At 72.1% G+C, this 21,952-nt stretch carries 18 protein-coding genes and 4 tRNA genes; 11 read left to right on the top strand and 11 right to left on the bottom strand.

Annotated elements, in window-relative coordinates; genetic code table 11:
- Positions 1-15 precede the first annotated feature (15 nt).
- The gene (locus tag H4F70_RS03045; protein ID WP_372497645.1) at positions 16-774 is read left to right on the top strand and encodes a queuosine precursor transporter; all 759 of its coding nucleotides are present in this window, start codon (positions 16-18) and stop codon (positions 772-774) included.
- A 4-nt stretch (positions 775-778) separates the two neighbouring features.
- Here H4F70_RS03045 and tgt read toward each other — a convergent pair whose 3' ends face one another.
- Positions 779-1,972: a tRNA guanosine(34) transglycosylase Tgt gene (tgt, locus tag H4F70_RS03040; protein WP_235681470.1), complete on the bottom strand. Its 1,194-nt coding sequence runs from the start codon at positions 1,970-1,972 to the stop codon at positions 779-781.
- A gap of 248 nt (positions 1,973-2,220) precedes the next feature.
- Here tgt and H4F70_RS03035 point away from each other — a divergent pair, with 248 nt between their 5' ends.
- Entirely contained in the window at positions 2,221-2,508 is a 288-nt protein-coding gene (locus H4F70_RS03035) for a metal-sensitive transcriptional regulator (RefSeq protein WP_182360128.1), read from the top strand.
- A 26-nt stretch (positions 2,509-2,534) separates the two neighbouring features.
- Here H4F70_RS03035 and H4F70_RS03030 read toward each other — a convergent pair whose 3' ends face one another.
- Entirely contained in the window at positions 2,535-2,891 is a 357-nt protein-coding gene (locus tag H4F70_RS03030) for a LuxR C-terminal-related transcriptional regulator (protein WP_308317126.1), read from the bottom strand.
- A gap of 235 nt (positions 2,892-3,126) precedes the next feature.
- On the opposite strand from H4F70_RS03030, the gene H4F70_RS03025 reads away from it, so the two are divergent.
- Positions 3,127-6,990, top strand: coding sequence for a WD40 repeat domain-containing protein (locus H4F70_RS03025; RefSeq protein WP_182358992.1), 3,864 nt, complete (start codon positions 3,127-3,129; stop codon positions 6,988-6,990).
- Between the two features lie 36 nt (positions 6,991-7,026).
- Here the strand turns inward: H4F70_RS03025 and H4F70_RS03020 are convergent, their stop codons facing one another.
- From H4F70_RS03020 to H4F70_RS03005, 4 genes are all read right to left on the bottom strand, one after another.
- A complete protein-coding gene (locus H4F70_RS03020) occupies positions 7,027-8,391 on the bottom strand; it encodes an IS4 family transposase (RefSeq protein WP_220471713.1) in 1,365 nt (454 codons plus the stop codon).
- Positions 8,392-8,676: 285 nt separating this feature from the next.
- Positions 8,677-8,761: transfer RNA gene (locus tag H4F70_RS03015), tRNA-Ser, on the bottom strand.
- A gap of 83 nt (positions 8,762-8,844) precedes the next feature.
- Entirely contained in the window at positions 8,845-9,306 is a 462-nt protein-coding gene (locus tag H4F70_RS03010; protein ID WP_182358991.1) for a nucleoside deaminase, read from the bottom strand.
- A 47-nt stretch (positions 9,307-9,353) separates the two neighbouring features.
- Positions 9,354-9,920, bottom strand: a complete 567-nt coding sequence (locus tag H4F70_RS03005; RefSeq protein WP_182358990.1) for a tRNA adenosine deaminase-associated protein — start codon at positions 9,918-9,920, stop codon at positions 9,354-9,356.
- Positions 9,921-10,078: 158 nt separating this feature from the next.
- On the opposite strand from H4F70_RS03005, the gene H4F70_RS03000 reads away from it, so the two are divergent.
- Positions 10,079-11,032 (top strand): prephenate dehydrogenase, encoded by a 954-nt coding sequence (locus H4F70_RS03000; RefSeq protein WP_235681469.1) that lies wholly within the window; start codon positions 10,079-10,081, stop codon positions 11,030-11,032.
- Positions 11,029-12,405, top strand: coding sequence for an amidase (locus tag H4F70_RS02995; protein ID WP_182358988.1), 1,377 nt, complete (start codon positions 11,029-11,031; stop codon positions 12,403-12,405). The genes H4F70_RS03000 and H4F70_RS02995 overlap by 4 nt, the downstream gene beginning before the upstream one ends.
- 7 nt (positions 12,406-12,412) lie before the next feature.
- Here the strand turns inward: H4F70_RS02995 and H4F70_RS02990 are convergent, their stop codons facing one another.
- Positions 12,413-12,994, bottom strand: coding sequence for a DUF488 domain-containing protein (locus H4F70_RS02990; protein WP_182358987.1), 582 nt, complete (start codon positions 12,992-12,994; stop codon positions 12,413-12,415).
- Positions 12,995-13,098: 104 nt separating this feature from the next.
- Between H4F70_RS02990 and H4F70_RS02985 the strand changes: the two genes are divergently transcribed.
- Entirely contained in the window at positions 13,099-13,917 is an 819-nt protein-coding gene (locus H4F70_RS02985) for a hypothetical protein (protein ID WP_220471761.1), read from the top strand.
- Between the two features lie 233 nt (positions 13,918-14,150).
- Positions 14,151-14,615 (top strand): class F sortase, encoded by a 465-nt coding sequence (locus H4F70_RS02980; protein WP_220471760.1) that lies wholly within the window; start codon positions 14,151-14,153, stop codon positions 14,613-14,615.
- 55 nt (positions 14,616-14,670) lie between these two features.
- Here the strand turns inward: H4F70_RS02980 and H4F70_RS02975 are convergent.
- Positions 14,671-14,743 (bottom strand) — tRNA-Arg (locus tag H4F70_RS02975).
- A 102-nt stretch (positions 14,744-14,845) separates the two neighbouring features.
- A tRNA-Ser gene (locus H4F70_RS02970) sits at positions 14,846-14,933 on the bottom strand.
- A gap of 173 nt (positions 14,934-15,106) precedes the next feature.
- Here H4F70_RS02970 and hisC point away from each other — a divergent pair.
- Both hisC and H4F70_RS02960 read left to right on the top strand, forming a co-directional pair.
- Positions 15,107-16,240 carry a histidinol-phosphate transaminase gene (gene hisC, locus H4F70_RS02965; RefSeq protein ID WP_182358986.1) on the top strand — a complete coding sequence of 378 codons (1,134 nt, stop codon included), beginning with the start codon at positions 15,107-15,109 and terminating at the stop codon, positions 16,238-16,240.
- Between the two features lie 195 nt (positions 16,241-16,435).
- Positions 16,436-18,118 (top strand): bifunctional metallophosphatase/5'-nucleotidase, encoded by a 1,683-nt coding sequence (locus H4F70_RS02960; protein WP_182358985.1) that lies wholly within the window; start codon positions 16,436-16,438, stop codon positions 18,116-18,118.
- Here H4F70_RS02960 and H4F70_RS02955 read toward each other — a convergent pair.
- Together H4F70_RS02955 and H4F70_RS02950 are read right to left on the bottom strand one after the other, a co-directional pair.
- A complete protein-coding gene (locus H4F70_RS02955) occupies positions 18,105-19,070 on the bottom strand; it encodes an alpha/beta fold hydrolase (protein ID WP_235681468.1) in 966 nt (321 codons plus the stop codon). The genes H4F70_RS02960 and H4F70_RS02955 overlap by 14 nt on opposite strands.
- Positions 19,071-19,200: 130 nt before the next feature.
- A tRNA-Ser gene (locus tag H4F70_RS02950) sits at positions 19,201-19,285 on the bottom strand.
- Between the two features lie 108 nt (positions 19,286-19,393).
- Here H4F70_RS02950 and H4F70_RS02945 point away from each other — a divergent pair.
- Together H4F70_RS02945 and H4F70_RS02940 are read left to right on the top strand one after the other, a co-directional pair.
- Positions 19,394-20,401: an NAD(P)H-quinone oxidoreductase gene (locus H4F70_RS02945; RefSeq protein WP_182358983.1), complete on the top strand. Its 1,008-nt coding sequence runs from the start codon at positions 19,394-19,396 to the stop codon at positions 20,399-20,401.
- Between the two features lie 48 nt (positions 20,402-20,449).
- Positions 20,450-21,946 carry a glutamate-cysteine ligase family protein gene (locus H4F70_RS02940; protein ID WP_182358982.1) on the top strand — a complete coding sequence of 499 codons (1,497 nt, stop codon included), beginning with the start codon at positions 20,450-20,452 and terminating at the stop codon, positions 21,944-21,946.
- The last annotated feature ends 6 nt before the right edge of the window (positions 21,947-21,952 follow it).

Raw genomic sequence — 21,952 nt, 5'->3', positions numbered from 1 at the left:
GTTTCAATTGACCACGTGACATCCTCCGACCGCATCCCCCCGACGACCCCGGCCGAGGCGGGCCCCGCGGACCGCGCCGCAGACGGGGCGGCGTTCGCCGCGGTCACCCGTTCGTACTACCCGGCGATCATCGCGATCTTCGCCCCCCTGCTGCTGATCTCCAACCTCTGCGCCACCAAGGGCGTCGCGTTCGGCCCGGTCGTCGGCGAGTGGTCGATCATCACCGACGGCGGCTTCTTCCTGTTCCCCCTCGCGTACGTGCTGGGCGACGTGCTGAGCGAGGTCTACGGCTTCCGTGCCACACGCCGCGCCATCCTCCTCGGGTTCGGCGTGGCGGCGCTCGGCGCGCTGGCCTTCTGGGTGACGTCGATCCTGCCCGCCGCGGACTTCTATGAGAATCAGGACGCCTTCGACACCGTCACCCAGGCGTACTTCCAGGTCCTCGCCGCCAGCCTGGCCGGATACCTGGTGGGCCAGACGCTCAACGCCTACGTCCTGGTCCGCATCAAGGAGGTCACGCGCGAGCGCCACCTGTGGGCACGCTTGATCGGCTCCACCGTGGTGGGCGAACTCGCGGACACGCTGGTGTTCTGCCTCATCGCGGCGGGCGCCATCGGGCTCAGCGGGGCGGGCGACATGACGACCTACGTGGTGCTCGGCTTCGTCTACAAGACCGCCATCGAAGTGCTGCTCATGCCGGTCACCTACCGCGTGATCGCGGCGCTCAAGGCGCGCGAGCCCAGCTACGCCGTCCGGCCCCGCGTCGACGGGTGACCCGTCAGTCCCCGCCGGCGAACCTCCCGAGCACGTCCTGCTTGTACTCCGCGTACTCGCCGCGGTCGATGGCGGTGCGGATGCCGTCGACCAGCCGCACGGTGAAGCGCTCGTTGTGGATCGTCGCGAGCGTCGCCGCCAGGTGCTCTTTCGCCTTGAACAGGTGATGCAGGTAGGCACGTGAATAGTGCGCGCAGGTGTAGCAGTCGCAGTCGGCGTCGATAGGGCCGAAGTCGCGGCGGTTGCGCGCCGTGGTGATGTTGAACCGGCCGTCGGGCGCGTACAGTGCGGCATTGCGCGCCACCCGCGACGGCTGGACGCAGTCGAAGGTGTCGGCCCCGTTCTCGACGGCGACGAACAGGTCCTCCGGTTCACTGATGCCCAGCAGGTGCCGCGGCTTGTCCTCCGGCAGCTCCTCGCTCACCCAGCCGACGATGGTGCCCAGGTTCCGCTTCTCCAGCGCACCGCCGATCCCGTATCCGTCGAATCCGCCGCCGTCGGCGTCCTCCAGCGCGACGAGACCCTTGGCCGCCTGCCGTCGCAGGTCCTCGTACTGCGCGCCCTGCACCACCCCGAACAGGGCCTGCCGCGGCCTGCCGGGCCGCTCCGCGGCGAGCCGGTGGTGCTCGTCGAGGCACCGCTGCGCCCACCGCCGCGTGCGCTCCACCGATTCCTCCTGATACCCGCGCGTGTTCATCAGCGTGGTCAGCTCGTCGAAGGCGAAGATGATGTCGGCCCCCAGCCTGTGCTGGATGCCCATCGAGATCTCGGGGGTGAACCGGTGGCGGGACCCGTCGAGATGCGACTTGAACGTCACCCCGTCGTCGTCGACGTGCGCCAGGCGTTCCTTGCCCGCGGCGATGACGTCGTCGGCCTGCATCGCCACCGACTCCATGGCGAGCACCTTCTTGAACCCCGCCCCCAGAGACAGCACCTGGAAGCCGCCGCTGTCGGTGAACGTGGGGCCCGGCCAGTTCATGAACGCGCCCAGTCCGCCGGCCTCCTCGACGATGTCCGACCCCGGCTGCAGGTAGAGGTGGTAGGCGTTGGCGAGCACCGCCTGCGCCCCGAGCTCCGTCATCGCCTCCGGCAGCACCGCCTTGACCGTGGCCTTGGTGCCGACGGCGATGAAGGCTGGCGTGCGGATGTCGCCGTGCGGCGTGCGTAACCTGCCGGTGCGGCCGAGGCCCGATTCCATCCGGGTACGGACGCTGAAGAAATCGCCGGTGTCGGTCACCGGGACATCAAACCAAACGCCCGGCCGACGACGTCCGCGGGAGTGGCCGACCATACCCCCTGTGGGTACCATGAGGCAGACAGGATACCCACCGCGGAGCACCGCCCCGGGGACCGGACGGAAGGCCAGGCAACGACATGACGCACTCCACCGGCACGGCCGGCGCCGACGACGCCCCCGGCACCCCGGACAAGGCCGATGCCCCCGGCATGGCCGGCACCCCGGGTTACGCGGCGGACAAGGCGGCCGTGCGCACACGCCTCCGCCGCGTCGAGGGGCAGGTGCGCGGCATCCAGCGCATGGTGGAGGAGGACACCTACTGCATCGACGTCCTCACCCAGATCTCCGCGGTGAATCGCGCCCTGGAATCCGTCGCGCTCGCGCTGCTGGACGACCACCTGCACCACTGCGTCTCGCACGCGATCTCCTCCGGCGAGGACGCCGACGAGAAGCTCGACGAGGCCACCGCCGCCATCCGGCGGCTCGTGCGCTCCTGACTTCCCGCTCCTGCCCCGGCTCGCGGTCACCAGTCGTCGAGCGAGACGAGGCCGTCCTGCAACGCGCGCACCACCAGCGCGGCCTTGGTGGAGGCGACGCGCCCCGCTTTCGCGTACTTGGCGCGCACCCGGGCCAGATGGGTGTTGAGCGTCCCCACCGAGATGTACAGCTCCTGCGCGGCCTCCGACTTGGACTCCGACCGGAACCAGGCCAGCAGCACCTCCACCTCACGCGCTGACAGCGCCGGCGCGGCCGTGGCATCGGCGCCGGCGCTGACCAGTCGCAGCCGCCGCTCCTCATTTCCGGTGTTTGCACCCACCTCGACGGAGACGCCATCCGCTTCGGACGCCCCGCCGCGTGCGATCGATCCGTTCACAGTCATGCCCACTCCCATCCCTCCCGCCCCACGGCCCGCCCAGCGGGCGCATCTGCAATTCACCGGATCACGACAATTCACCGGATTCAAAGGCGGACGCCTTCATCGTGACCCACGGGGGTGACAAGTTCGGCACCATGCGGCGCACCCGTACGAACCCCATACGGCCCCCAGCCCCATACACCGCCGGGACCAGCGCCTTCATTGGTGTACCCGCCGGTAATTCTCTACCGTTGAACGGGTGACGTCGCATGGCAATACGTCCGCGGGCGCGCACCGCGGAGTCCCCACCGCCCCCGAGGAGGTCGCGTCGCGGTCCGACCTCGCCGCGGCCCTCACCACGCTGCGGACCTCCGCGGGGCTGAGCGTCCGGGAGCTCGTCGCCCGCTCCGGTGGGCTGCACGGCACCATCTCCGGGTGGCTGTCCGGTCAGCACCTGCCCAACAAGGCGAGCTTCCCCATGTTCGACGCCGTGCTCGGCGCGTGCGGGGTCACCGATGAGGCCGGGAAGGCACGATGGCATGAGGCCGTCGCGCGCGCCCGCGGGAGTCGTGCGCACCGGGCGCCGCCGCCGACCCTGCCGTACCGCGGGCTGGAACCGTTCCAGGATACCGACGCCGAGTGGTTCTTCGGCCGTGCGGAACTCACGCGGACGATCGTCGACCGCCTCCGCGGCTCTGCGCGCGACGGTGCCCCGGTCGTCGTCATCGGCCCGTCCGGCTCCGGCAAGTCGTCCGTGCTGCGTGCCGGCGTCGTGCCCGCCCTCCGCCACCCGGACACCGTCACCGCCCCGGCGGTGACGGTCACGACGCCGCAGCACGCCCTCGCGGCCCTGGCCGGGCTGCAGGCCGGGCCGCGGGCCGCGAACGCTACGGTCACGGACCCCGTGCTCATCGTCGACCAGTTCGAGGAACTCTGGACCCTCGGGCAGTCCGAGGCCGCACGCGCGGAGACCATCAGCGCGCTCACCGCAGTGTCCGACCGATCCCCCGTGCACGTGGTGATGGCCCTGCGCGCCGACTTCTACGGCAACGCCGCCGCCGAGCCCGCACTGGTGCCCGCACTCGAATCGCCGGTGGTCGTGGGTCCGATGACCGACGACCAACTCCGCGAGATCATCGCCGAACCCGCGCGCAAGGCCGGCGCCACCGTCGATCCGGCACTGGTGCGGCTGCTCATCGACGAGTCCCGCCCGCCGGGGTCCGGTCCCGGGGCCGCGCGGGCGGGCATGCTGCCGCTGCTGTCGCACGCGCTGCTGACCACCTGGACGAGGTCACGGCACAAGACGCTCACCGTCGCCGACTACTTCGCCTCCGGCGGCATCGGCGGCGCAGTCGAGATGAGCGCCGAGTCGGTCTACGCCACACTGAGCCGAGCCCAACGGGTGACGGCGCAACGCGTGTTCCTGCGCCTGGTCACCATCGGCGAAGACGCCGACATCGCGCTGCGCAGGCGCGCCACCCGCGGCGAGCTCGAGTCCGATGACTCCGACGTGGTGATCGACGCCTTCGTCGAGCGCAGGCTGCTCACCGTCGGCGACGACACGATCGAGCTCTCGCACGAGGTCCTGCTCACCGCGTGGCGGCGCCTGCACAACTGGATCGACGACAACAGGGCGGGCCTCGTCGTCCGCCGCCAGCTGACCGAGGCGGCGGGGCTGTGGTTGGACTCCGGCCGCGACCCGGGCACGCTGCTGTCCGGCAACCGCCTCGCGATCATGCGCGAATGGTCCGACGCGGTGGGCTCCGCACAGGTCATCAGCCCCGCCGAACGCGCGTACCTCGATGCGTCCACCGCCGAGGAGCGCGCACGCGCCGATCAGGAGCACCGCCGCTTCCGGGTGCTCCGCAGGCTGGTCGTCGCCCTGGCGGTCGTCTCCATCGTCGCCGTCACGGCCGCTGTCGTCGCCGGAGTGTCGCAATACCAGGCCAACAGCGCGCGCGGCGCGGCCGTCACGGCGCGCAACGAGGCGATGGCCCGCCAGATCGCCACCGAGTCGCAGAAGCTGCGCTCCGCGGATCCGGCCTTGGCCGCCCAGATGGCGCTCGCGTCGTACCGGGTAGCGCCGGTGCTCGAGGCACGGTCCGCGCTTCTCGACGCCACGGCGGTGCATTCCGCCACCCGCATCGTGGGCACGGCCGGAGGGACGAAGGCGGTGCCCTCGCCCGACGGCACCTGGTTCGCCACCGCGACGTCCGACGGCGGTGTGCGCATCTACCGTACGGCCGACAGCGGAACCGACCCCGCGCCGCTGTCCGTGCTCGATGCGTTCGACGCGGCGGCGCCGCCGTATGCGCTGGCGGTCGGCCCGGCGGGCGCCATGGCCGCTGTGGGCGGCGAGGGCGGCACCCAACTGTGGGACGTGTCCGACCTCGCGTCCCCGCGGCTGCTCGCCGCCTTCGACCCGCCCGCCGACGGGTCCGTCCAGGACCTCGCGTTCACCCCCGACGGCCGGCACCTGCTGGCGGGCACGAGCAGCTCCGCGCTGCTGCGCTGGGACATCACCGACCCCGCCCGCCCCCGGGCGTTGCCCGCGGTCACCGTTCCCGGCAGCGGGCGGGAGGTGCTGGCGGTCAGCGCCGACGGCCGGCTCCTCGCCACCGGGGGCACGCATGACACGCTGCGCATCTGGGACGCCACCCGCATCGCGGAGCCGGACATGGGGGCTCCGCTCTTCGCGATTCCGCCCGATCCGCAGTCGACCGACGCCCGGCTGTCGCTCGTATTCACCCCCGACGGCTCCACCCTGCTCGCGGGGACCACCGCGCGGCGGGTCGAACGCTGGTCCGTCGCCGATCCGCGGAACCCGCGGCCCCTGCCGCCCCTGACGGGCTTCACCAGCTACGTCAACTCCGTCACCGTCAGCGGTGACGGCGCGCAGGTGGCGGCAGGCAGTTCCGACAACACGATCCGGATCTGGTCCACCGCGGACGACACGCTCACCGACACGCTCTCCGGACGGTCCGTCGTGACCTCCACGCGGTTCATGTCCGACGGCACGCGGCTGCTGAGCGCCGGTGTGGACGGCGTGACCCGCCTGTGGCCGCTGCCCGGTCCGGTGCTCGGGGGCGCGGAGGACACGATCTTCACCGCACCCATCGATGCGACGGGCACCGTGCTGCTGGTCGGCGCCGGGGCTCACGACGACGGTCAGCACCTGTGGGACATCTCCGTGCCGGACGCGGCGCGGCGGCTCGCCGATCTGACCCCGGACGGCGAGGACCGGTTCACCGGCGCCACCGCCCTGGGCACCACCGCGGCGGGGCGCCGGCTCGCCGCCGCGGGAGCCGCCACCGGCGCGGTGTACCTGTGGGATGTCACCACGCCGGACACCCCGCTGAAGCTCAGCAGGCTGAGCGGCGTGGTCGACGGCATCGTGGCCGTGGTGTCGTTCGGCCCCGACGCCCGGCTGCTGGCGGTGTCCGACCAGTCGGCGACGACGGTGCACCTGCTCGATGTGACCGACCCGGCCCGGCCGCGGCCGGTGGGGCGGTTCGACGCCGCCAACTACCCGCAGTCCATCGCATTCTCCCCGATCGGCGGCACGGTTGCGGTCGCGACCGCCGACAACACGGTGGAGCTGTGGAACATCACCGCGCCCGCGGACCCCGTGCTGCGCACCGTCCTCACCGGTTTCACCACGTACGCGCAGGCCGTCGCCTTCAGCCCGGACGGTGCGCTGCTCGCCGCGGGCGGCGCCGACCAGACCGTGCGCGAGTGGGATGTCAGCGACATCGACGCACCGCGGGAGATCGGCACGCTCCCGGACACCGGCGGCGCCGTGTATTCGCTCGACTACAACGCGGACGGGACCCGGCTGGTCGCAGCGACGAGCAGCGGCACGGTGCGGATGTGGAACGTCGATGGCACCGCCCTGCCCACCATCGCGGCGAAGCTCACCGCCTACGAGGGCCGGACGTTCGACGCGCAGTTCGGCCGTGGAGGGCTGCTCGCGGCGGGCGGGCCCGACGGCGCCGTGCGGCTGTGGTCGACGGACCCCGACGCGGCCGCGGGCGAGATCTGCGCAACCCGCGGCACGCCGCTGACCGCCGAAGAATGGGGCCGCTACCTGCCCGGGGTGCCCAGACAGCCGCTGTGCGGATGAGCATCCCGGTCCGAGCACCGTCCCAATGCCGCGCAGTTAGTTGTCGTGTCTGGTGTCAATGATGCCCGGTAGGTGTGTCGTGATGCGGGTCCGATAGTTCGTGCGGTCGACGTTGCCTTTCGCGCGGTGTTTGGAGATGGCCCGTTTCGTGACTCTGGGGCTCGAGCGTGATCGGCGGGCGGGCATGACCGCTGCCAGTGCTGCTCGCCCGATGCGGCCGGTCAGGTCGGTGCAGGGCCCGGCGAGGATGAGACCCGCATCGTGGATAGCGTCGCGGGCGGTGGTCAGGGCGATGGTGAAGCTGAGCCGGTCGGGAGCGATGTCGCCGGCGGCCAGGGCGGTGTCGGCGATCGCGGTGCGCAGCGCCTGGTGGACGATCAGGACGGCGTAGACCTCCTGGGCGACGCCGGCCGGGGTGCGTGCTCGCAGGACCCGGCCCGCGAGGATCGTCGCTTTGGTCTCCCGGTAGCTGGTCTCGATCTCCCATCGCTGGTGGTAGAGCTGCACGATCTGCCGTGCGGGGTAGCGGTCCGGGTCGGTCAGCGTGGTGATCAGACGGTAGGTGCCGGTGCGCCGGCCGCCGGCCGGGTCGAGATCGACGGTGATCTGGGCGTCGATCAGGCGCACCCGCAGATCGCCGATGGCCACGATCTGGGTGCCGTCGTCCAGGCGCTCGAGGACCTCGAACCTGCGGGCGTTCTTGCACCGTATGAGCAGGTCTGCGCCGGTGGCGGCGAACTGCTCGATCAGGGCGGCGGCGGCGAAGTTGCGGTCGCCCAGCAGCAGCATGCCGGGGCGCAGACTGTTCGTCAGGGCGGGGGCGTAGGTGGTCTCCCCGGCCCGGTAGGAGCCGAACACGGCGTCGATGACCGTGCGGGTGCCGCATGCGACGATGCTCACCAGCCGCAGCATCGGGTATCCGGCCGGTGCGTCAGGGCGGCCGGACTGGCGGCCGAACGCGCCGGTGTTGGCGCCGGTGTCCGCCACGAACATCGTGGTGCCGTCGATCGCGCACACCAGCAGGCCCCGCCAGCGCGAGGACCCGGCCGCCGGGCCGCGGACCAGGTCGAACAGTTCGGCAAGCGGGCCGGTGCCGATCCGCCGGAACGCCTGGGACAACGCCGAGCTACCGGGCGTGGTCAGGCTCAGGCCGGCGCCGCGGGCCAGGCGCGCCAGTACCTGCTGGTAGCCCACGCCAGTGAACAGCACCCCCGCGAGCAGCACGTACATCACCACCCGGGTGGGCAGGCGGCGCACCCGTTTCTGCGCCGCTCCGGCAGCCTCGATCGCCGCGTCGACCAGATCGAATGACACGATCCGGGTCAACTCGCCGAGATGACCCGCGGCGAAGGGATCCGCCGGCGCGGGCAGCGGGGCAGGGATGACAGACTGGGACGGCAACGGAACTCCTTTGGTAGCAGGGCGTCTTGTGAGGACACCCCTTGCCTACCGTGGAGTTCCGTTGCTCTTCGCCCGACACGCCGCAGTCACACTTGCCACACCAGCCACACCACTAACTGCGCGGCATTGAGCACCGTCCCCCGCGGACACCCCGGGATCCGGCGCTTAGGTTCAAGTGGTGCTGGCACGGCCTCGATCACCGGAGCCGGCAACGACCTCGAGCCCTGAGCATGGAACAAAAAGGTGCCGGGGCCCCGTCCGCACGGGGCCCCGGCACCTTCAGCGCGGTGGCGGTGGGATTTGAACCCACGGAGGGTTGCCCCTCACTCGCTTTCGAGGCGAGCTCCTTCGGCCGCTCGGTCACGCCACCGGGAAGTACTGTACACGGACACAGGGGTCATCACACAACCGCCGCCGTGACCTGCATAGACACTGCCGTCTAGGCACCCTGCCTCAGCGGCGCGCGTGGAAGAAGCGCTCGAGAACTTCGGCGCACTCGCGCTCGAGCACTCCGCCGCGCACCTCGGGGCGATGCGTCAGCCGCCGGTCGCGCACCACGTCCCACAGCGAGCCGACGGCCCCCGTCTTGGGCTCCCACGCCCCGAACACCACGCGGTCCACCCGCGCCAGCACCAGTGCCCCCGCGCACATGGTGCACGGTTCCAGCGTGACGGCGAGCGTGGCACCGGCCAGGCGCCATCCGTCGCCGTGCACGCGCGCCGCCTCCCGCAACGCGAGGACCTCGGCGTGCGCGGTGGGATCGCCCAACGCCTCGCGCGCGTTGACCGCGCGCGACAGTTCCCGCCCGTCGGCGTCGAAGACGACGGCCCCGACGGGGACGTCGGCGCCGCTCACAGCACCACTGCCATCGACAGCTCCCGGGGCGCACGCCGCGGCCAGCGCGGCACGCATCATCGCCTCGTCGCGCCGCCGGGGGGCGCGATCCGCCGGCGTCGACTCCTTCAGCGGTCGATCCTGTCGAGCACCGCGGCGAACTCGTCGGCGAAACCGAGGTTCTGCGCGATGGTGCCCAGCTGCTCATCCGGGTACAGGTCCACCTCGTCCATGATCACGCTGAGCACCGGCTCCGGCAGGCCCAGATCGGCCAGCACGGCGAGGTCGCCCTCCGGCCACGGGTCCGCGTCGTCCACCTCGTCGGGGGTGAGGTCGGGAACGTCCACGCCGAGCACCTCGAGGATGTCCGCAGCCAGGTCGTAGTCGATGGCGCAGACCGCGTCGGACAACGCCAGATGCACCGTCTCCGGGCCGGGCCGCACGATGGCAAAGAAGGACTCGTCGACGTCGAGCAAGCCGAACACCGGCCCCGCGGCGCGCATGCCACGCAGCTCGGCCACGGCGGCATCGAGGCTCTCGCGCGCCTCGTCGCCCATCGGCGTGCACGACCAGCGGCCGTCGTCGTACACCACCGCCACGGCGAAGCCGTACAGCTCGTCCGAACCGTCCGCGGAGTCCCCCGCGCCGTCGACGGACCCGCGTACCGAGTCCGTGTCCACACCTTGTGCAGCCATGCCGCAACGGTAGCCGCTGATGGCACCGTTTACGACCCCCGCCTCGGATGTGCCAACCTGGAACGGTGACGACGCCATCGCAAGCCGGCACGCCGCCGGTCGCCGGCCACGCGGCCGGCGCCCCCGACCCGGCCGACGGATCCCCGGATCGCCCCGGGGTGTGCGTGCTGGGGCTGGGCCTCATCGGCGGATCGCTGCTGCGTGCGGCCGCTGCGGCCGGCCGCAGCGTGTGGGGGTGGAACCGCTCCGCGGAGACCGTGCGCGAGGCGGCGGAGGCGGGCTACGACGTGTCCGGCGACCTGCCCGCGGTCCTGCACCGCGCCGCCGCCACGGAGGCGCTGATCGTCATCGCGGTGCCGCTGCCGGCCGTCGACGGGATCGCCGCCGCCATCGCGGAGCACGCCCCGCACTGTCCGATCACCGACGTGGTCAGCGTCAAGCAGCCGATGGCCGACGCGCTGGCCGCCCACGGTCTCGACGCGCACTACGTGGGCGGCCATCCCATGACCGGCACAGCGGAGTCCGGGTGGACCGCCGGAGACGGAGCGCTGTTCGACGGAGCGGTGTGGGTGGTGGCGGCCGACGACGGCGCCGACCCCGATGTGTGGACCCGGGTGGCCGATCTGGCCCAGGACTGCGGCTCGGTGGTGGTGCCGGCCGGTTCCGCGGAGCACGATGCCGCCGTCGCCCGCATCTCGCACCTGCCGCACGTCCTCGCCGAGGCCCTCGCGGTCTCCGGGGCGGGCGACCAGCTTGCGCTGTCGCTGGCCGCCGGGTCGTTCCGCGACGGCACCCGCGTCGCCGCGACGGACCCGCTGCTGGTGCGCGCGATGTGCGAAGGCAACGCGGACGCCCTGACGGCGGCGTTGGACGAGACCCTGGCGTTGCTCGCCGCGGCGCGGGACGCGCTGGCGGCGGGGGACGGGATCGCCGACCTGGCGGGCCGGGGGCACGTGGCGCGACGCGAGTACGAGCACACCCGCCGCTCGCGCATCGACGGGCTGCAGCCGGGAGTGCCGGGGTGGATCGAGCAGCTCCGCGACGCGGGACGCGCGGGCGGCGTGTGGAGCAGCCCCGACGGCGCCGATCAGCGCGGAGGCGTCCGCCGATGAGCCTCCGCGAGCTGGCGACCGCTCTGGCGCGCAAGGAGGTCACCGTCACCGCACACGTGGAACAGGTTCTGCGCGCGCTCGACGGGCTCTCCGGCACCCCGTGGGAGAACCTCGTGCCGGCGCGCAGGGACGACGCCGCGCTGGCGGAGGCCGCGCTGCTGGACACGGAGATCGCCGCCGACCGCTGGCGCAGTCCCCTGCACGGGGTGGCCGTCGTGGTCAAGGACAACATCGACGTGGCCGGGCTGCCCACGCGCTGCGGCAGCGCCGCACTGGCGGACGCGCCGCCGGCGGAACGCGACGCCGACATCGTCGCCCGCCTGCGCGAAGCCGGCGCGATCGTCGTCGCCAAGTCGCACCTGCACGAGTTCGCCTACGGTTGCACCGGCGAGGAGAACGTCGACGGCCCCGCCGCCCACCCGCACGACCCGGCGCGCATCACGGGCGGTTCATCCTCGGGCTCGGCCGCCCTCGTGGCGCGCAAGACCGTGCCGTTGGCCGTCGGGACCGACACCGGCTGCAGCGTGCGCACCCCGGCCGCGCTGTGCGGCGTGGTGGGGTTCAAGCCGGGCGTCGCGGCCCTCCCTACCCGGGGTGTGTTCCCTCTGTCGACGACGCTGGACCACATCGGGCTCTTCACCGGCGACGTCGTGGATGCCGGCCTGGCCTGGGGTGCGATCCCCGGCGTCGCGCGCACGCCGTGGCCGGTGGCCGGCATGCGGGTGGGACGCCTGCGCGGCGCGGTCTTCGACACGCACGACCCGGTGATCTCCGACGCCGTCGACCGGGCGTGCGCGGCGTTGACCGAGGCCGGCGCAGAGGTCGTGGACGTCGCGCTGCCGCACGCCGCCGAACTGTCCGCCGCATATCCGGTGATCGTCGGGGCGGAGGCCTACGAGACGCACACGGACCCGCACGGCCCGCTCCCCGCCGGCGCCATCGACCGGTACACGCCGGGCGTAGCGGGCCGCGTGCGGGCCCAGGCCGACAGGCCCGCCGTCGACTACCTGCGCGCGCTGCGCTCGGTGCGGCTTATGCGCGACGAGGCGCTGCACACCCTCCGCCACGAGCAGGGCCTGCACGGACTGGTGTGCGCGACGACGCCGATCCGCGCCACCCCCGTCGGGCAGGACACGACGACGCGGGCCGACGGCCGCGCCGGACTGTCGGTGCGCTCCGAACTGCTGCGGATGTGCATCCCGTTCAACATGCTCGGCATCCCCGCGGTGTCGGTCCCCGCGCCCGACGCCCCGGGGCTGCCCGCCGGGATCCAGCTCGCCGGGCTGGGCGTGCCGCCGGGCGGGGAGAGGATCCCGGGCACCCACCCCGCCGAGGCGATCGCGTTGGGACTCGGGCTCGCCGTCGGAGGCTGAGACGGGCCTAGTCCTCCGGCGGGTAGGTGATCGTCAGACCGTCCACCACCGCGAATCCCGTCAGCCGGTGCGGCTTGGCCTGCGTAGGGCTCATGATGTCGAGGACCGTGTCGCCGCGCACCAGCAACGCGTCGCCGATGAGCGAACGGTGGCAACGCCACGGGACGGCCTCCGCGCACATCACGGCCGTGCTCGCCCGCGCCGCGAGAGTGCGCAGACGGTCGATGCCTTCGGCGAACGCGGCGGTCTGCATGTAGTCCGCGTAGCCGCGGAACGAGGCGTTGCGCCACGCCCCGTTGACCGACGCCTTCGTCGTGTGGCGCAGCCCGCCGAGCTCCTTCATCCGCACGTAGTCGATTCCCGCGTCACGCAACGTCGCCGCCAGCGCGTCCTCACCGAACTGCGGGTTGTGGCGCGACTTGGCGATGGTGCGCACGTCCACGATCCGCTCCACCCGGTGCGCGCGCAGCAACGCCACGAACTCCTCGGAGGCGTGCGTCGAATGCCCGACGGTGCAGACGGTCAGGCCCTGCCCCACGCTGCCCCCACCGCCGGGATCGCCATGATCGACTCCGGAGCCCGCTGCCATGGATCCCACACTATCTCCACCGATCCGTGAGCCACGTCGCAACGAATACCTCGTACCAGACGGACGGGAAGACCTCTCGCCCCGAGTGTGAGGAGTTGGTAACGATGCACACGAACGAAACCATGCGCAGAACGCTGCAGCTGTCCGCCACTGCGGCACTCGCGGCCGTCCCCTTGGCCATCGGCATCCCGGCGACAGCCGCCGCTGATACGCCCGCCGACAGCGGCGTGGACGGCACGTACTACCAGGCGATCCTCAACCCCATCAACGGCTCCGGCGGCAAGGGGCAGCTGATGATCAAAGTGCAGGGCGATCAGGCCTGGGTGTCGGAGAACGTGCAGGGGCTCGCCGCAACATTTCAGAATGGACCGTACCCGCACGTCCAGCACATCCACATCGGAGGTCAGGGGACGTGCCCTGCTCCGGGCGCCGATACGAACGGCGACGGCATCGTGGACACCGCCGAGGGCAAACCGGCCTACGGCGCCGTGAACACCACTCTGACGACAACCGGCGACACCAGCGCGAAGGCCGCAACCGACATCACGACCGCTCCCAGCGGTGGCAGCTTCAAGTACGAACGGACAATCACGCTTTCACCGGAGACGTTGAACGCTATGAAGGACGGCAGCGCCGTCGCGGTGGTGCACGGGCTCGACCCCGCCACCCTGTCGCCGCAAGCGCAGGGCGAGAAGAGCAATCTCGTGCCGGAACTGCCTCTGGCCGCGACCGCCCCCGCGCTGTGCGGGACGATCACCGCCTCTCAGATGACTCAGGTGCCCGGAGGCGGTGTCGACACCGGCGGCGGTGCGACGTCCGGCGTCGAGTACGGCTGGGTGTTCGGTGTGGGCGGCGCAGCGTTCGTGGCGGCAGGCGGCGCGTTCGCGGTGAGCAGGCGGCGCGACGGCGCACGCCGCAAGTGACGTCACCATGACGGACCGACAAGGACGACGGCGGCGGCGGGCCGCGGCGGCCGCTGGCGTCCCTCCTCGCGGCCATCGGGATCGCGGCGGCCGCCGTCGGTGCGACGCTGCAGGAATCGCCTCCGCAGCCGCCGACCGCGGCGGCATCGGTCGCTGCACCGTCGTCCGCCGCATCCCCGGCTCGGCCCGCTCCGGTCACGCCTGCGCCGGCCGCGCCTGTGCCGGCCGCGCCTGTGCCGGCCCCGGTCGCGATCGACGTCCCCGCCATCGGCGTGCACCACACGCTGATGCGACTGGGCCGGAACCCGGACGGCACCCTGCAGGTGCCGCCTCTCGACCGGGTGGACGTGCCCGGGTGGGACACCCTCTCGCCCGAACCCGGCGCGCCCGGACCCGCCATCATCGTCGGGCACGTCGACTCGGCCGAGCAGGGCGAGGGCGTGTTCTTCGACCTCGGAGCACTGAGGCCCGGCGACACCGTGGACGTCACCCGCGCCGACGGCACCGTGGCGGTCTTCGACATCACGCGAGTGCGGCAGTTCGCCAAGGCGGAGTTTCCGACGCTGCACGTGTACGGCAACACCGAGACCCCGGAATTACGGCTGATCACGTGCGGCGGGGCATTCGACACGCAAAGCCGCGACTACGAAGACAACATCGTGGTCTTTGCCTCACTCGTCGCGACGCGCCCGAGGTAGACGCGCGATGAACCGCAGAAACCCGGACGGCAACCGTCCGGGTTTCTGCGGATTGTGCGCCCGAAGGGATTCGAACCCCTAACCTTCTGATCCGTAGTCAGATGCTCTATCCGTTGAGCTACGGGCGCGTATTTTGTTGTGTCCGTACAGTTGTATCCCCGCACGGATCCGAACCGGAGTTCCGTGAAGAACTATAGTCCAGCCGGTGGCCGGTGACGAAACCGGCCCCGCGGAGGCGAGAGGATTTGAACCTCCGGTCCCCGGATAGAGGACAACTCATTAGCAGTGAGTCCCATTCGGCCGCTCTGGCACGCCTCCTGAGGCCCCGCGGGCCCCGCGGTGACCGCACGGCCACCAGCACGAGAGCCTACACAGCACGCCCGACGCTTGGCAAAACGCCCGGGCAGCGCTCTCCCGACGGGGCTGCGGAACGGCGTCGGACACGCCGCGGGACGGGGTCGGACATACTGGGAGACGTGACTGAACCGGCCGTGACTGAACCCGCACTGCCCCGCACCCGCCCCGACCTCGACGCGCTGCCCGCCTACGTCCCCGGGCGCACCGTGCCGGGCGCGGTCAAGCTCGCGAGCAACGAGACCACCGCGGGCCCGCTGCCCAGCGTGGCGCGGGCGATCGCCGAGGCCGCCGCCACCGCCAACCGGTACCCGGACAGCGGCGCCGCCGAGTTGACCGCCCGGCTGGCGGCCCGCGCCGGGGTGCCGCCCCAGAACGTCGCGGTGGGATGCGGTTCGGTGAGCCTGTGCCAGCAGCTCGTGCAGGCTACCTGCGACCCGGGCGACGAGGTCGTCTTCGCGTGGCGCTCGTTCGAGGCGTACCCCATCGTCACGCAGGTCGCGCTGGCCACCCCTGTGCCGGTGCCGCTCGACGCGGACGACGCGCACGACCTTGACGCGATGGCCGCGGCGGTCACCGAACGCACGCGCGTCGTGTTCGTCTGCAACCCCAACAACCCCACGGGGACGTTCGTGGGTGAGAGCGCGATCGAGGAGTTCCTCGCGAAGATCCCGCCGCACGTGGTGGTCGCCCTCGATGAGGCCTACATCGAGTACGCCCGGCCCGGCGACGGACGCACCGACCTGCCGGCGGCGCCGAATCCCGCCCTGCCGGACGCTGCCGTGCCGGACTCGCTCGCCCTCGCACGACGGCACCCCAACGTGGTCGTCCTGCGCACTTTCTCCAAGGCGTACGGCCTCGCCGGGGTCCGCGTCGGCTACGCGATCGGGCACCCCTCCCTCATCGGCGCATTGCGCAAGGTCTTCGTGCCGTTCAGCGTGTCCACGCTCGCGCAGGCCGCCGCCCTCGCTTGCCTGGATGCCGAGGAGGAGCTGCTCGAGCGCACCGGGCACGTCGTGGCGGAGCGCGCACGGATGGCCACGGCGCTGGCCGACGCCGGCTACCGCGTGGCCCCGAGCGCCGCGAACTTCCTGTGGTTGCCGCTGGGCGCCCGCGCATCCGAATACGCGGACCGCAGCGCCGACGCCAAGGTGATCATCCGCCCCTACGGCGACGACGGGGTGCGCATCACCGTGGGCACCCCGCAGGAGAACGACACCTTCCTCGCGTTCGCCACCGGGGCCGAGGCGCGAGGCATCGCCGGGGTGTGAGGGACGGGTATCGCCGGGGCGCGAGCAACCCTCGCCGCGCCGCACCTGCCACGATTCATCGGACCCGAAAAACGTGACCGAAACGTGTTCTACGGACGTACGATCGGTGACCAGTTCGTGACCTCGACAGTGCATGGTGGTTGAGGTTCGTCCGCCGTCCGCGCGGACCCCGGGATCCAGGAGTACAGGAGCGACGTGACGGCAGGCCGCAGGCGCAGACGCATCGGCCGTCCGCTACGCGCCGCAGCCGCCGCCGCGCTGGCACTGGCCGTGACGGCCGTCGCGCCGTCGGCCGTCATGCCCGCCGCGGGCGCCGTACCCGCGGATCACACCGAGGTCCGCATGATGGCCATCAACGGCTTCGAAGGCAATCTCCGCCCGCCCGGGGACACGGGCGGCGCCGGATACCTCTCCTCCTACCTGGACCAGTTGCGCGGTGCGGCCGACGCCTCGCTGCTGTTCTCCACCGGAGACAACGTCGGGAGCACCCCGTTCGAATCGGCCTTCTTCCACGACGAGCCGTCGATCGAATTCCTCAACGCCCAGGGGCTCACCGCGTCGGCGATCGGCAACCACGACCTCGACCACGGATTCGCAGAACTGCGCCGGCTCCAGACGGGCGGATGCCATCCCGTCGACGGATGCCGCTTCACCCCGCGGTTCTCCGGGGCCGCGTTCCCCATGATCGGCTCGAACCTCAAGCTCGACAACGGCCTTCCCGCGACGCTCCCGTTCGCCGTGAGCTTCGCGGGGTCCACGCCTGTCGGCACCATCGCCATCACCCAGAAGGACCTGGCGACGCGCGTCGCCCCCGCCGGGATCGCCGACGTCACCGTGGCCGACGCGCTGCAGACGGTCAACCGCACTGCCGAACTGCTGCAGTTCCTGGGCGTGCGCACCATCGTGCTGCTCATGCACGAGGATCTCGAGGTCCCGGCTGACACCACCGACGGGTGCGCCCGCGCCACAGGACCGGCACGCCCCATCATCGACAACGCCTCGCCCGCGGTGGACATCATTTTCACCGGGGGCTCGTCACAGTCGTTCTCGTGCACCTTCCTCGACCCGGACAACCGCCCGCGCAGCGTGATCCAGGCGACGCCCGGCGGCACCGGCGTGGCCGTCGCCGACGTGACCATCGACCCGGCCACCGGCGACGTCCTCCGCGACCGCGTCAGCGCCTTCAACCAGGTGGTGCGCCACGACATCTCCCCCGATCCGGCCGCTGTCGCCCTCGTCGACCGTGCCACGGCGATGGCCGCCGAGGAGGGGCGCCGCGCGGTGGGCGCCGCCCCGGTCGCGCTCACCCGCAAGACCGACGCCGCCGGCGAGTCCACGCTGGGCGAGGTCATCGCAGACGCCCAGCTGGCCGCCACCCGCGGCGCCGGTGCGCAGGTGGCGCTCACCAACCCGGGCGGCATCCGCGCCGACCTGCCCGCGGGGCGGATCACCTACTCGAATGTGTTCTCCGCCCAGCCCTTCCGCAATCGGCTGCGCACGTTCACACTCACCGGCGCGCAGCTCGACGAGGCACTGGAACAGCAGTTCCGGCCCTCCGGCGGAGACGACCCCGACGGCAACGGCCGCACGCGGATCATGCTGCAACCGTCCGCCGGCCTCACCTACGCCGTGGACTCGGCGGCCCCCATCGGCAACCGGGTGAGCGACATCCGTCTCCACGGCGACACCCTTGCTTCGGACACCCCGGTCCGGGTCACCGTCAACGCCTTCCTCGCCGAGGGCGGCGACGGGTTCAACGCCTTCGCCGCCGGCACCGACCCGGTCACCGGCCCCCTCGACACCGACGCACTGGCAGACCATCTGCGCGACCGCTCGCCGGTCATGCCGCCGGAGCGGGGCCGCATCACCGTCCGGTGAGCGGGGCGGACGAGCGCGCGTCGAGCCAGGCGGCGACGTCGTCGAACACCTCGGCCCGGTTGATCTCGCCGAACATCTCGTGCCGCCCGCCCGGGTACACCAGCGCGGTGAAGTCCGGGTGGCCCGCCGCCTCCAACTCGTGCACGATCCGCCGCAGCGCCGGACGTCCGCCCAGCGGGTCCTCGGATCCCGAGACGAACAGCACCGGCGTGCACAGCCGGTGCAGCGCCGCCACCCCGCCCACGTTGCGGCACCCCACCATGAGGTCCCGGGAGAGCGAGAGCGTCGCCGGGAAGCCGCAGAGCGGGTCGGCCAGGTTGGCGTCGACGTACTCCGGGTCGCGGCTGAGCCAGTCGCTGCCGGTGCGCTGCGGCGCGAACTTCCTGCCCAGGCGACCGCCCAGGTGCTCCACCAGCGGGCTGACGGCGCGGCTCCCCCTGCGGCCGCGCGCACGCATCGCCACCGTGAGCCCCGCGATGCCGGCCGCCGCCATCGGCTTGTTCATGTAGGTGGTGCCGGACAGGATCGCGCCGTCCACGGCATCGGGCCCCGCCGGATGGTCGTCGACGTGCTGACGCACCAGCATCGAGCCCATGCTGTGGCCCAGCAGGAAGTACGGGACCCCCGGGAATCGCCGCGCGCCGATCCTGCGCAGTGCGCACACGTCGCGGGCCGCCGTCTCCCAGCCGCCCTCGGCCGCGAAGAAGCCCAGTTCGCCCGGGCCCAGCGCCGTCTCGCCGTGGCCGAGGAGGTCCGCGCCGAGCACCACGTAGCCATGGGCGGTGAGGTACGCCGCAATTTCCCCGTACCTCGCGATCCGGTCGGCCATGCCGTGCACGATCTGCACGACGGCCCGCGGCTCCCCCGCCGGCTCCCACTGGTCCACGTGCAATCGGTGGATGCCGTCGGATCCGGCGAATCGCCACTGGGAATCCGGTCGCCTGCCCGCCATCGCCGCCACGCCGACCAGGGTAGCCGCGGTTCTCGGCGAGCCGCGCACCCTTTGTACAGGACCGCTCGGGAATCGGCGCTCGGACCGTGCACGCGGTGCGCGGATCGAAGCGCGCCGTGCAGTCCGACTGCGGAAGCGGAGGGATTTGAACCCCCGGTCCGGTTAAGGACGCTCGCTTTCAAGGCGAGTGCATTCGGCCGCTCTGCCACGCTTCCCCGCCGCCGACGGCCGAGGCCGCCCGCAGCGCCCCGTAGCCTACCGGGTCCCGAATCACCGCACCCATCCCCACCACCGAGCCTGCCCGCCGGCGCTACCGTCGAGGGATGTACGCGATCACGCTTCCCTCCTTCGGCGGTCCGGACGCGATGCGGTGGGCGCAGGTGCCGGACCCTTCCCCAGGCCCGGGCGAAGTGCTCGTCGACGTCGCCGCCTCCGCCGTCAACCGCGCCGACCTTCTGCAACGTCAGGGCCACTACCCGCCGCCGGACGGGGTGTCCGACGTGCCGGGGCTCGAATGCTCGGGCACGATCGCCGAGCTGGGCGCCGGGGTGACCGGTTGGGAGCCCGGGCAGCGGGTGTGCGCACTGCTGGCGGGCGGCGGCTACGCCGAGCGGGCTGTGGTGCCCGCCACCCAGCTCATGCCGGTGCCCGAGGGCGTCGGGCTGGTCGAGGCGGCCGGCATTCCGGAGGTCGCCTGCACCGTCTGGTCCAACGTGGTGATGCGCGCCGGCCTGTCCGCGGGGCAGACGCTGCTGGTGCACGGCGGCTCCGGCGGCATCGGCACCCACGCGATCCAGGTGGCGTCGGCGCTGGGGGCCACGGTGGCCACCACCGCGGGGTCCCCCGACAGGCTCGCCCGCTGCCGCGAACTAGGCGCCGCCATCGCCGTCGACCACCGCACGGGCGACTTCGTCGCAGCCTTGGCCGAGGTGGGCGGCGCCGACGTCATCCTCGACAATATGGGCGCGAAGTACCTGCGCAAGAACCTCGAGGCGCTCGCCCCCGACGGGTGGCTGACGATCATCGGCATGCAGGCCGGTGCCACCGGCGAGCTGCCGATCGGCGCGATGCTCGCCAAGCGGGCCCGCATCACGGCCATGGGGTTGCGCGGCCGGCCGTTGGACGGCCCCGCGGGCAAGGCGGAGATCGTCCGCGAGGTCACCCGGAACGTGCTGCCGATGTACGCCGACGGGCGCGTGCGCACCATCGTGCACGCCACCGTCCCCATGGCCGACGCGGCCGAGGCGCACCGGCTTCTCGAATCGGGCGGGGTTTTCGGCAAGATCCTGCTGCGGCGCGACGCCGGCCGTGCCAGTGTGGAGGCACCGTAGGCAGGGTCGGCACGGGCCGAAGGCCGGGCACAGACGGAAGGGGCCGTCATGGGCGACGACGTCGGGCACCGCGTCTTCACCCGCCAGGACCGCCGCGCTTTCCGCGAGAAGGTGCAGCTGTGCTTGGACGCGATGGCCCGCATGCTGGCCGACGACCAGTTCGAGCTGTCCGAGCCGCGCATAGGCATGGAGGTGGAGCTCAACCTGGTCGACGCCGCGATGCGCCCGGCGATGGCGAACACCGAGGTGCTCGAGGCCATCGCGGACGACGCCTTCCAGACCGAGCTGGGCCGGTTCAACATAGAGATCAACGTCCCTCCGCACCGGCTGCGCGACCGGCACGTGTTCGGCCTGGAGGAGTCGCTGCGCGCGTCGCTCAACTCCGCCGACGACCGCGCCGCCCGCTCCGGCAGCCGCCTGGCCATGGTCGGCATCCTGCCCACCCTGCGGGCCGGGGACCTCACCGCCCAGTCGATCTCCGCCAACCCGCGCTATGCGCTGCTCAACAACCGGATGCTGGAGACGCGGGGCGAGGACATCGAGCTGCGCATCGTCGGCACCGCCCTGCCGGGCGCGGCCGCCCCCGAGCGGCTGGAGACCGTCTTCGACTCGATCCTGCCCGAGGCCGCGTGCACCTCGCTGCAGCTGCACCTGCAGGTGGGGCCGGACGAGTTCGCGGCGCACTGGAACGCGGCGCAGGCCATCGCCGGCGTGCAGGTGGCGCTGGCCGCCAACTCGCCGTTCCTCATCGGCAAGGCCCTGTGGCACGAGACGCGGCTGCCGCTTTTCCAGCAGGCCACCGACACCCGGCCGCAGGAACTGGTCAACCAGGGCGTGCGGCCGCGGGTGTGGTTCGGCGAGCGCTGGATCACCTCCATTTTCGACCTGTTCGAGGAGAACTCCCGGTACTTCCCCTCGCTGCTGCCCATCGTCAGCGATGAGGACCCGCTGGCCGTGCTCGACGCGGGCGGCGACCCCGCGCTCACCGAGCTGCGCATGCACAACGGCACCATCTACCGGTGGAACAGGCCCATCTACGACACCACCGACGGCGGCCACCACATCCGCCTGGAGAACCGGGTGCTGCCGGCCGGCCCCACCGTCGTCGACACCATCGCGGACGCGCTGTTCTTCTACGGCACCGTCCGCGCTTTCGTCGACGCCGATCGCCCTCTGTGGTCGCAGATGTCGTTCGACGCGGCGCGCGAGAACCTCGAATCGGCGGCGCGCAGCGGATTCGCGGCCCGGCTGTACTGGCCGGAGGTGGGATGGGTCAGCCCGCAGGAGCTGGTGCTGCGCCGGCTGCTGCCGATGGCGCACGCCGGGCTCGCCGCCTACGGCGTGGCGGCGGAGGTGCGCGAGAAGTACCTGGGCGTCATCGAGGCGCGGTGCCTGGCCGGACGCACCGGCGCGGACTGGCAGCGCAGCGCGGTCGCGCAGCGGGAACGGGCGGGTGAGGACCGGCCCGCGGCCCTGGCCGGAATGCTGGCCGACTACCTCACGCTGATGGGCGAGGGCACGCCGGTGCACGCATGGGAGCTGTGATGTGCG

Source organism: Tomitella gaofuii (assembly GCF_014126825.1).
GTDB lineage: Bacteria > Actinomycetota > Actinomycetes > Mycobacteriales > Mycobacteriaceae > Tomitella > Tomitella gaofuii.
Note: the sequence above shows the minus strand (reverse complement) of the source record. Positions and strands in the feature narration are given on the sequence as shown.

What these genes read in the sequence shown, in the direction of transcription:
- H4F70_RS02985 (WP_220471761.1), top strand. Translation starts at nt 13,099, where the DNA reads ATGCACACGAACGAAACCATGCGCAGAACGCTGCAGCTGTCCGCCACT.
- tgt (WP_235681470.1), bottom strand. Translation starts at nt 1,972, where the DNA reads ATGGAATCGGGCCTCGGCCGCACCGGCAGGTTACGCACGCCGCACGGC.
- H4F70_RS02990 (WP_182358987.1), bottom strand. Translation starts at nt 12,994, where the DNA reads ATGGCAGCGGGCTCCGGAGTCGATCATGGCGATCCCGGCGGTGGGGGC.
- H4F70_RS03030 (WP_308317126.1), bottom strand. Translation starts at nt 2,891, where the DNA reads ATGACTGTGAACGGATCGATCGCACGCGGCGGGGCGTCCGAAGCGGAT.
- H4F70_RS03005 (WP_182358990.1), bottom strand. Translation starts at nt 9,920, where the DNA reads ATGGCTGCACAAGGTGTGGACACGGACTCGGTACGCGGGTCCGTCGAC.
- H4F70_RS03035 (WP_182360128.1), top strand. Translation starts at nt 2,221, where the DNA reads ATGGCCGGCACCCCGGGTTACGCGGCGGACAAGGCGGCCGTGCGCACA.
- H4F70_RS03010 (WP_182358991.1), bottom strand. Translation starts at nt 9,306, where the DNA reads ATGATGCGTGCCGCGCTGGCCGCGGCGTGCGCCCCGGGAGCTGTCGAT.
- H4F70_RS02955 (WP_235681468.1), bottom strand. Translation starts at nt 19,070, where the DNA reads ATGGCGGGCAGGCGACCGGATTCCCAGTGGCGATTCGCCGGATCCGAC.
- H4F70_RS02995 (WP_182358988.1), top strand. Translation starts at nt 11,029, where the DNA reads ATGAGCCTCCGCGAGCTGGCGACCGCTCTGGCGCGCAAGGAGGTCACC.
- H4F70_RS02945 (WP_182358983.1), top strand. Translation starts at nt 19,394, where the DNA reads ATGTACGCGATCACGCTTCCCTCCTTCGGCGGTCCGGACGCGATGCGG.
- H4F70_RS02940 (WP_182358982.1), top strand. Translation starts at nt 20,450, where the DNA reads ATGGGCGACGACGTCGGGCACCGCGTCTTCACCCGCCAGGACCGCCGC.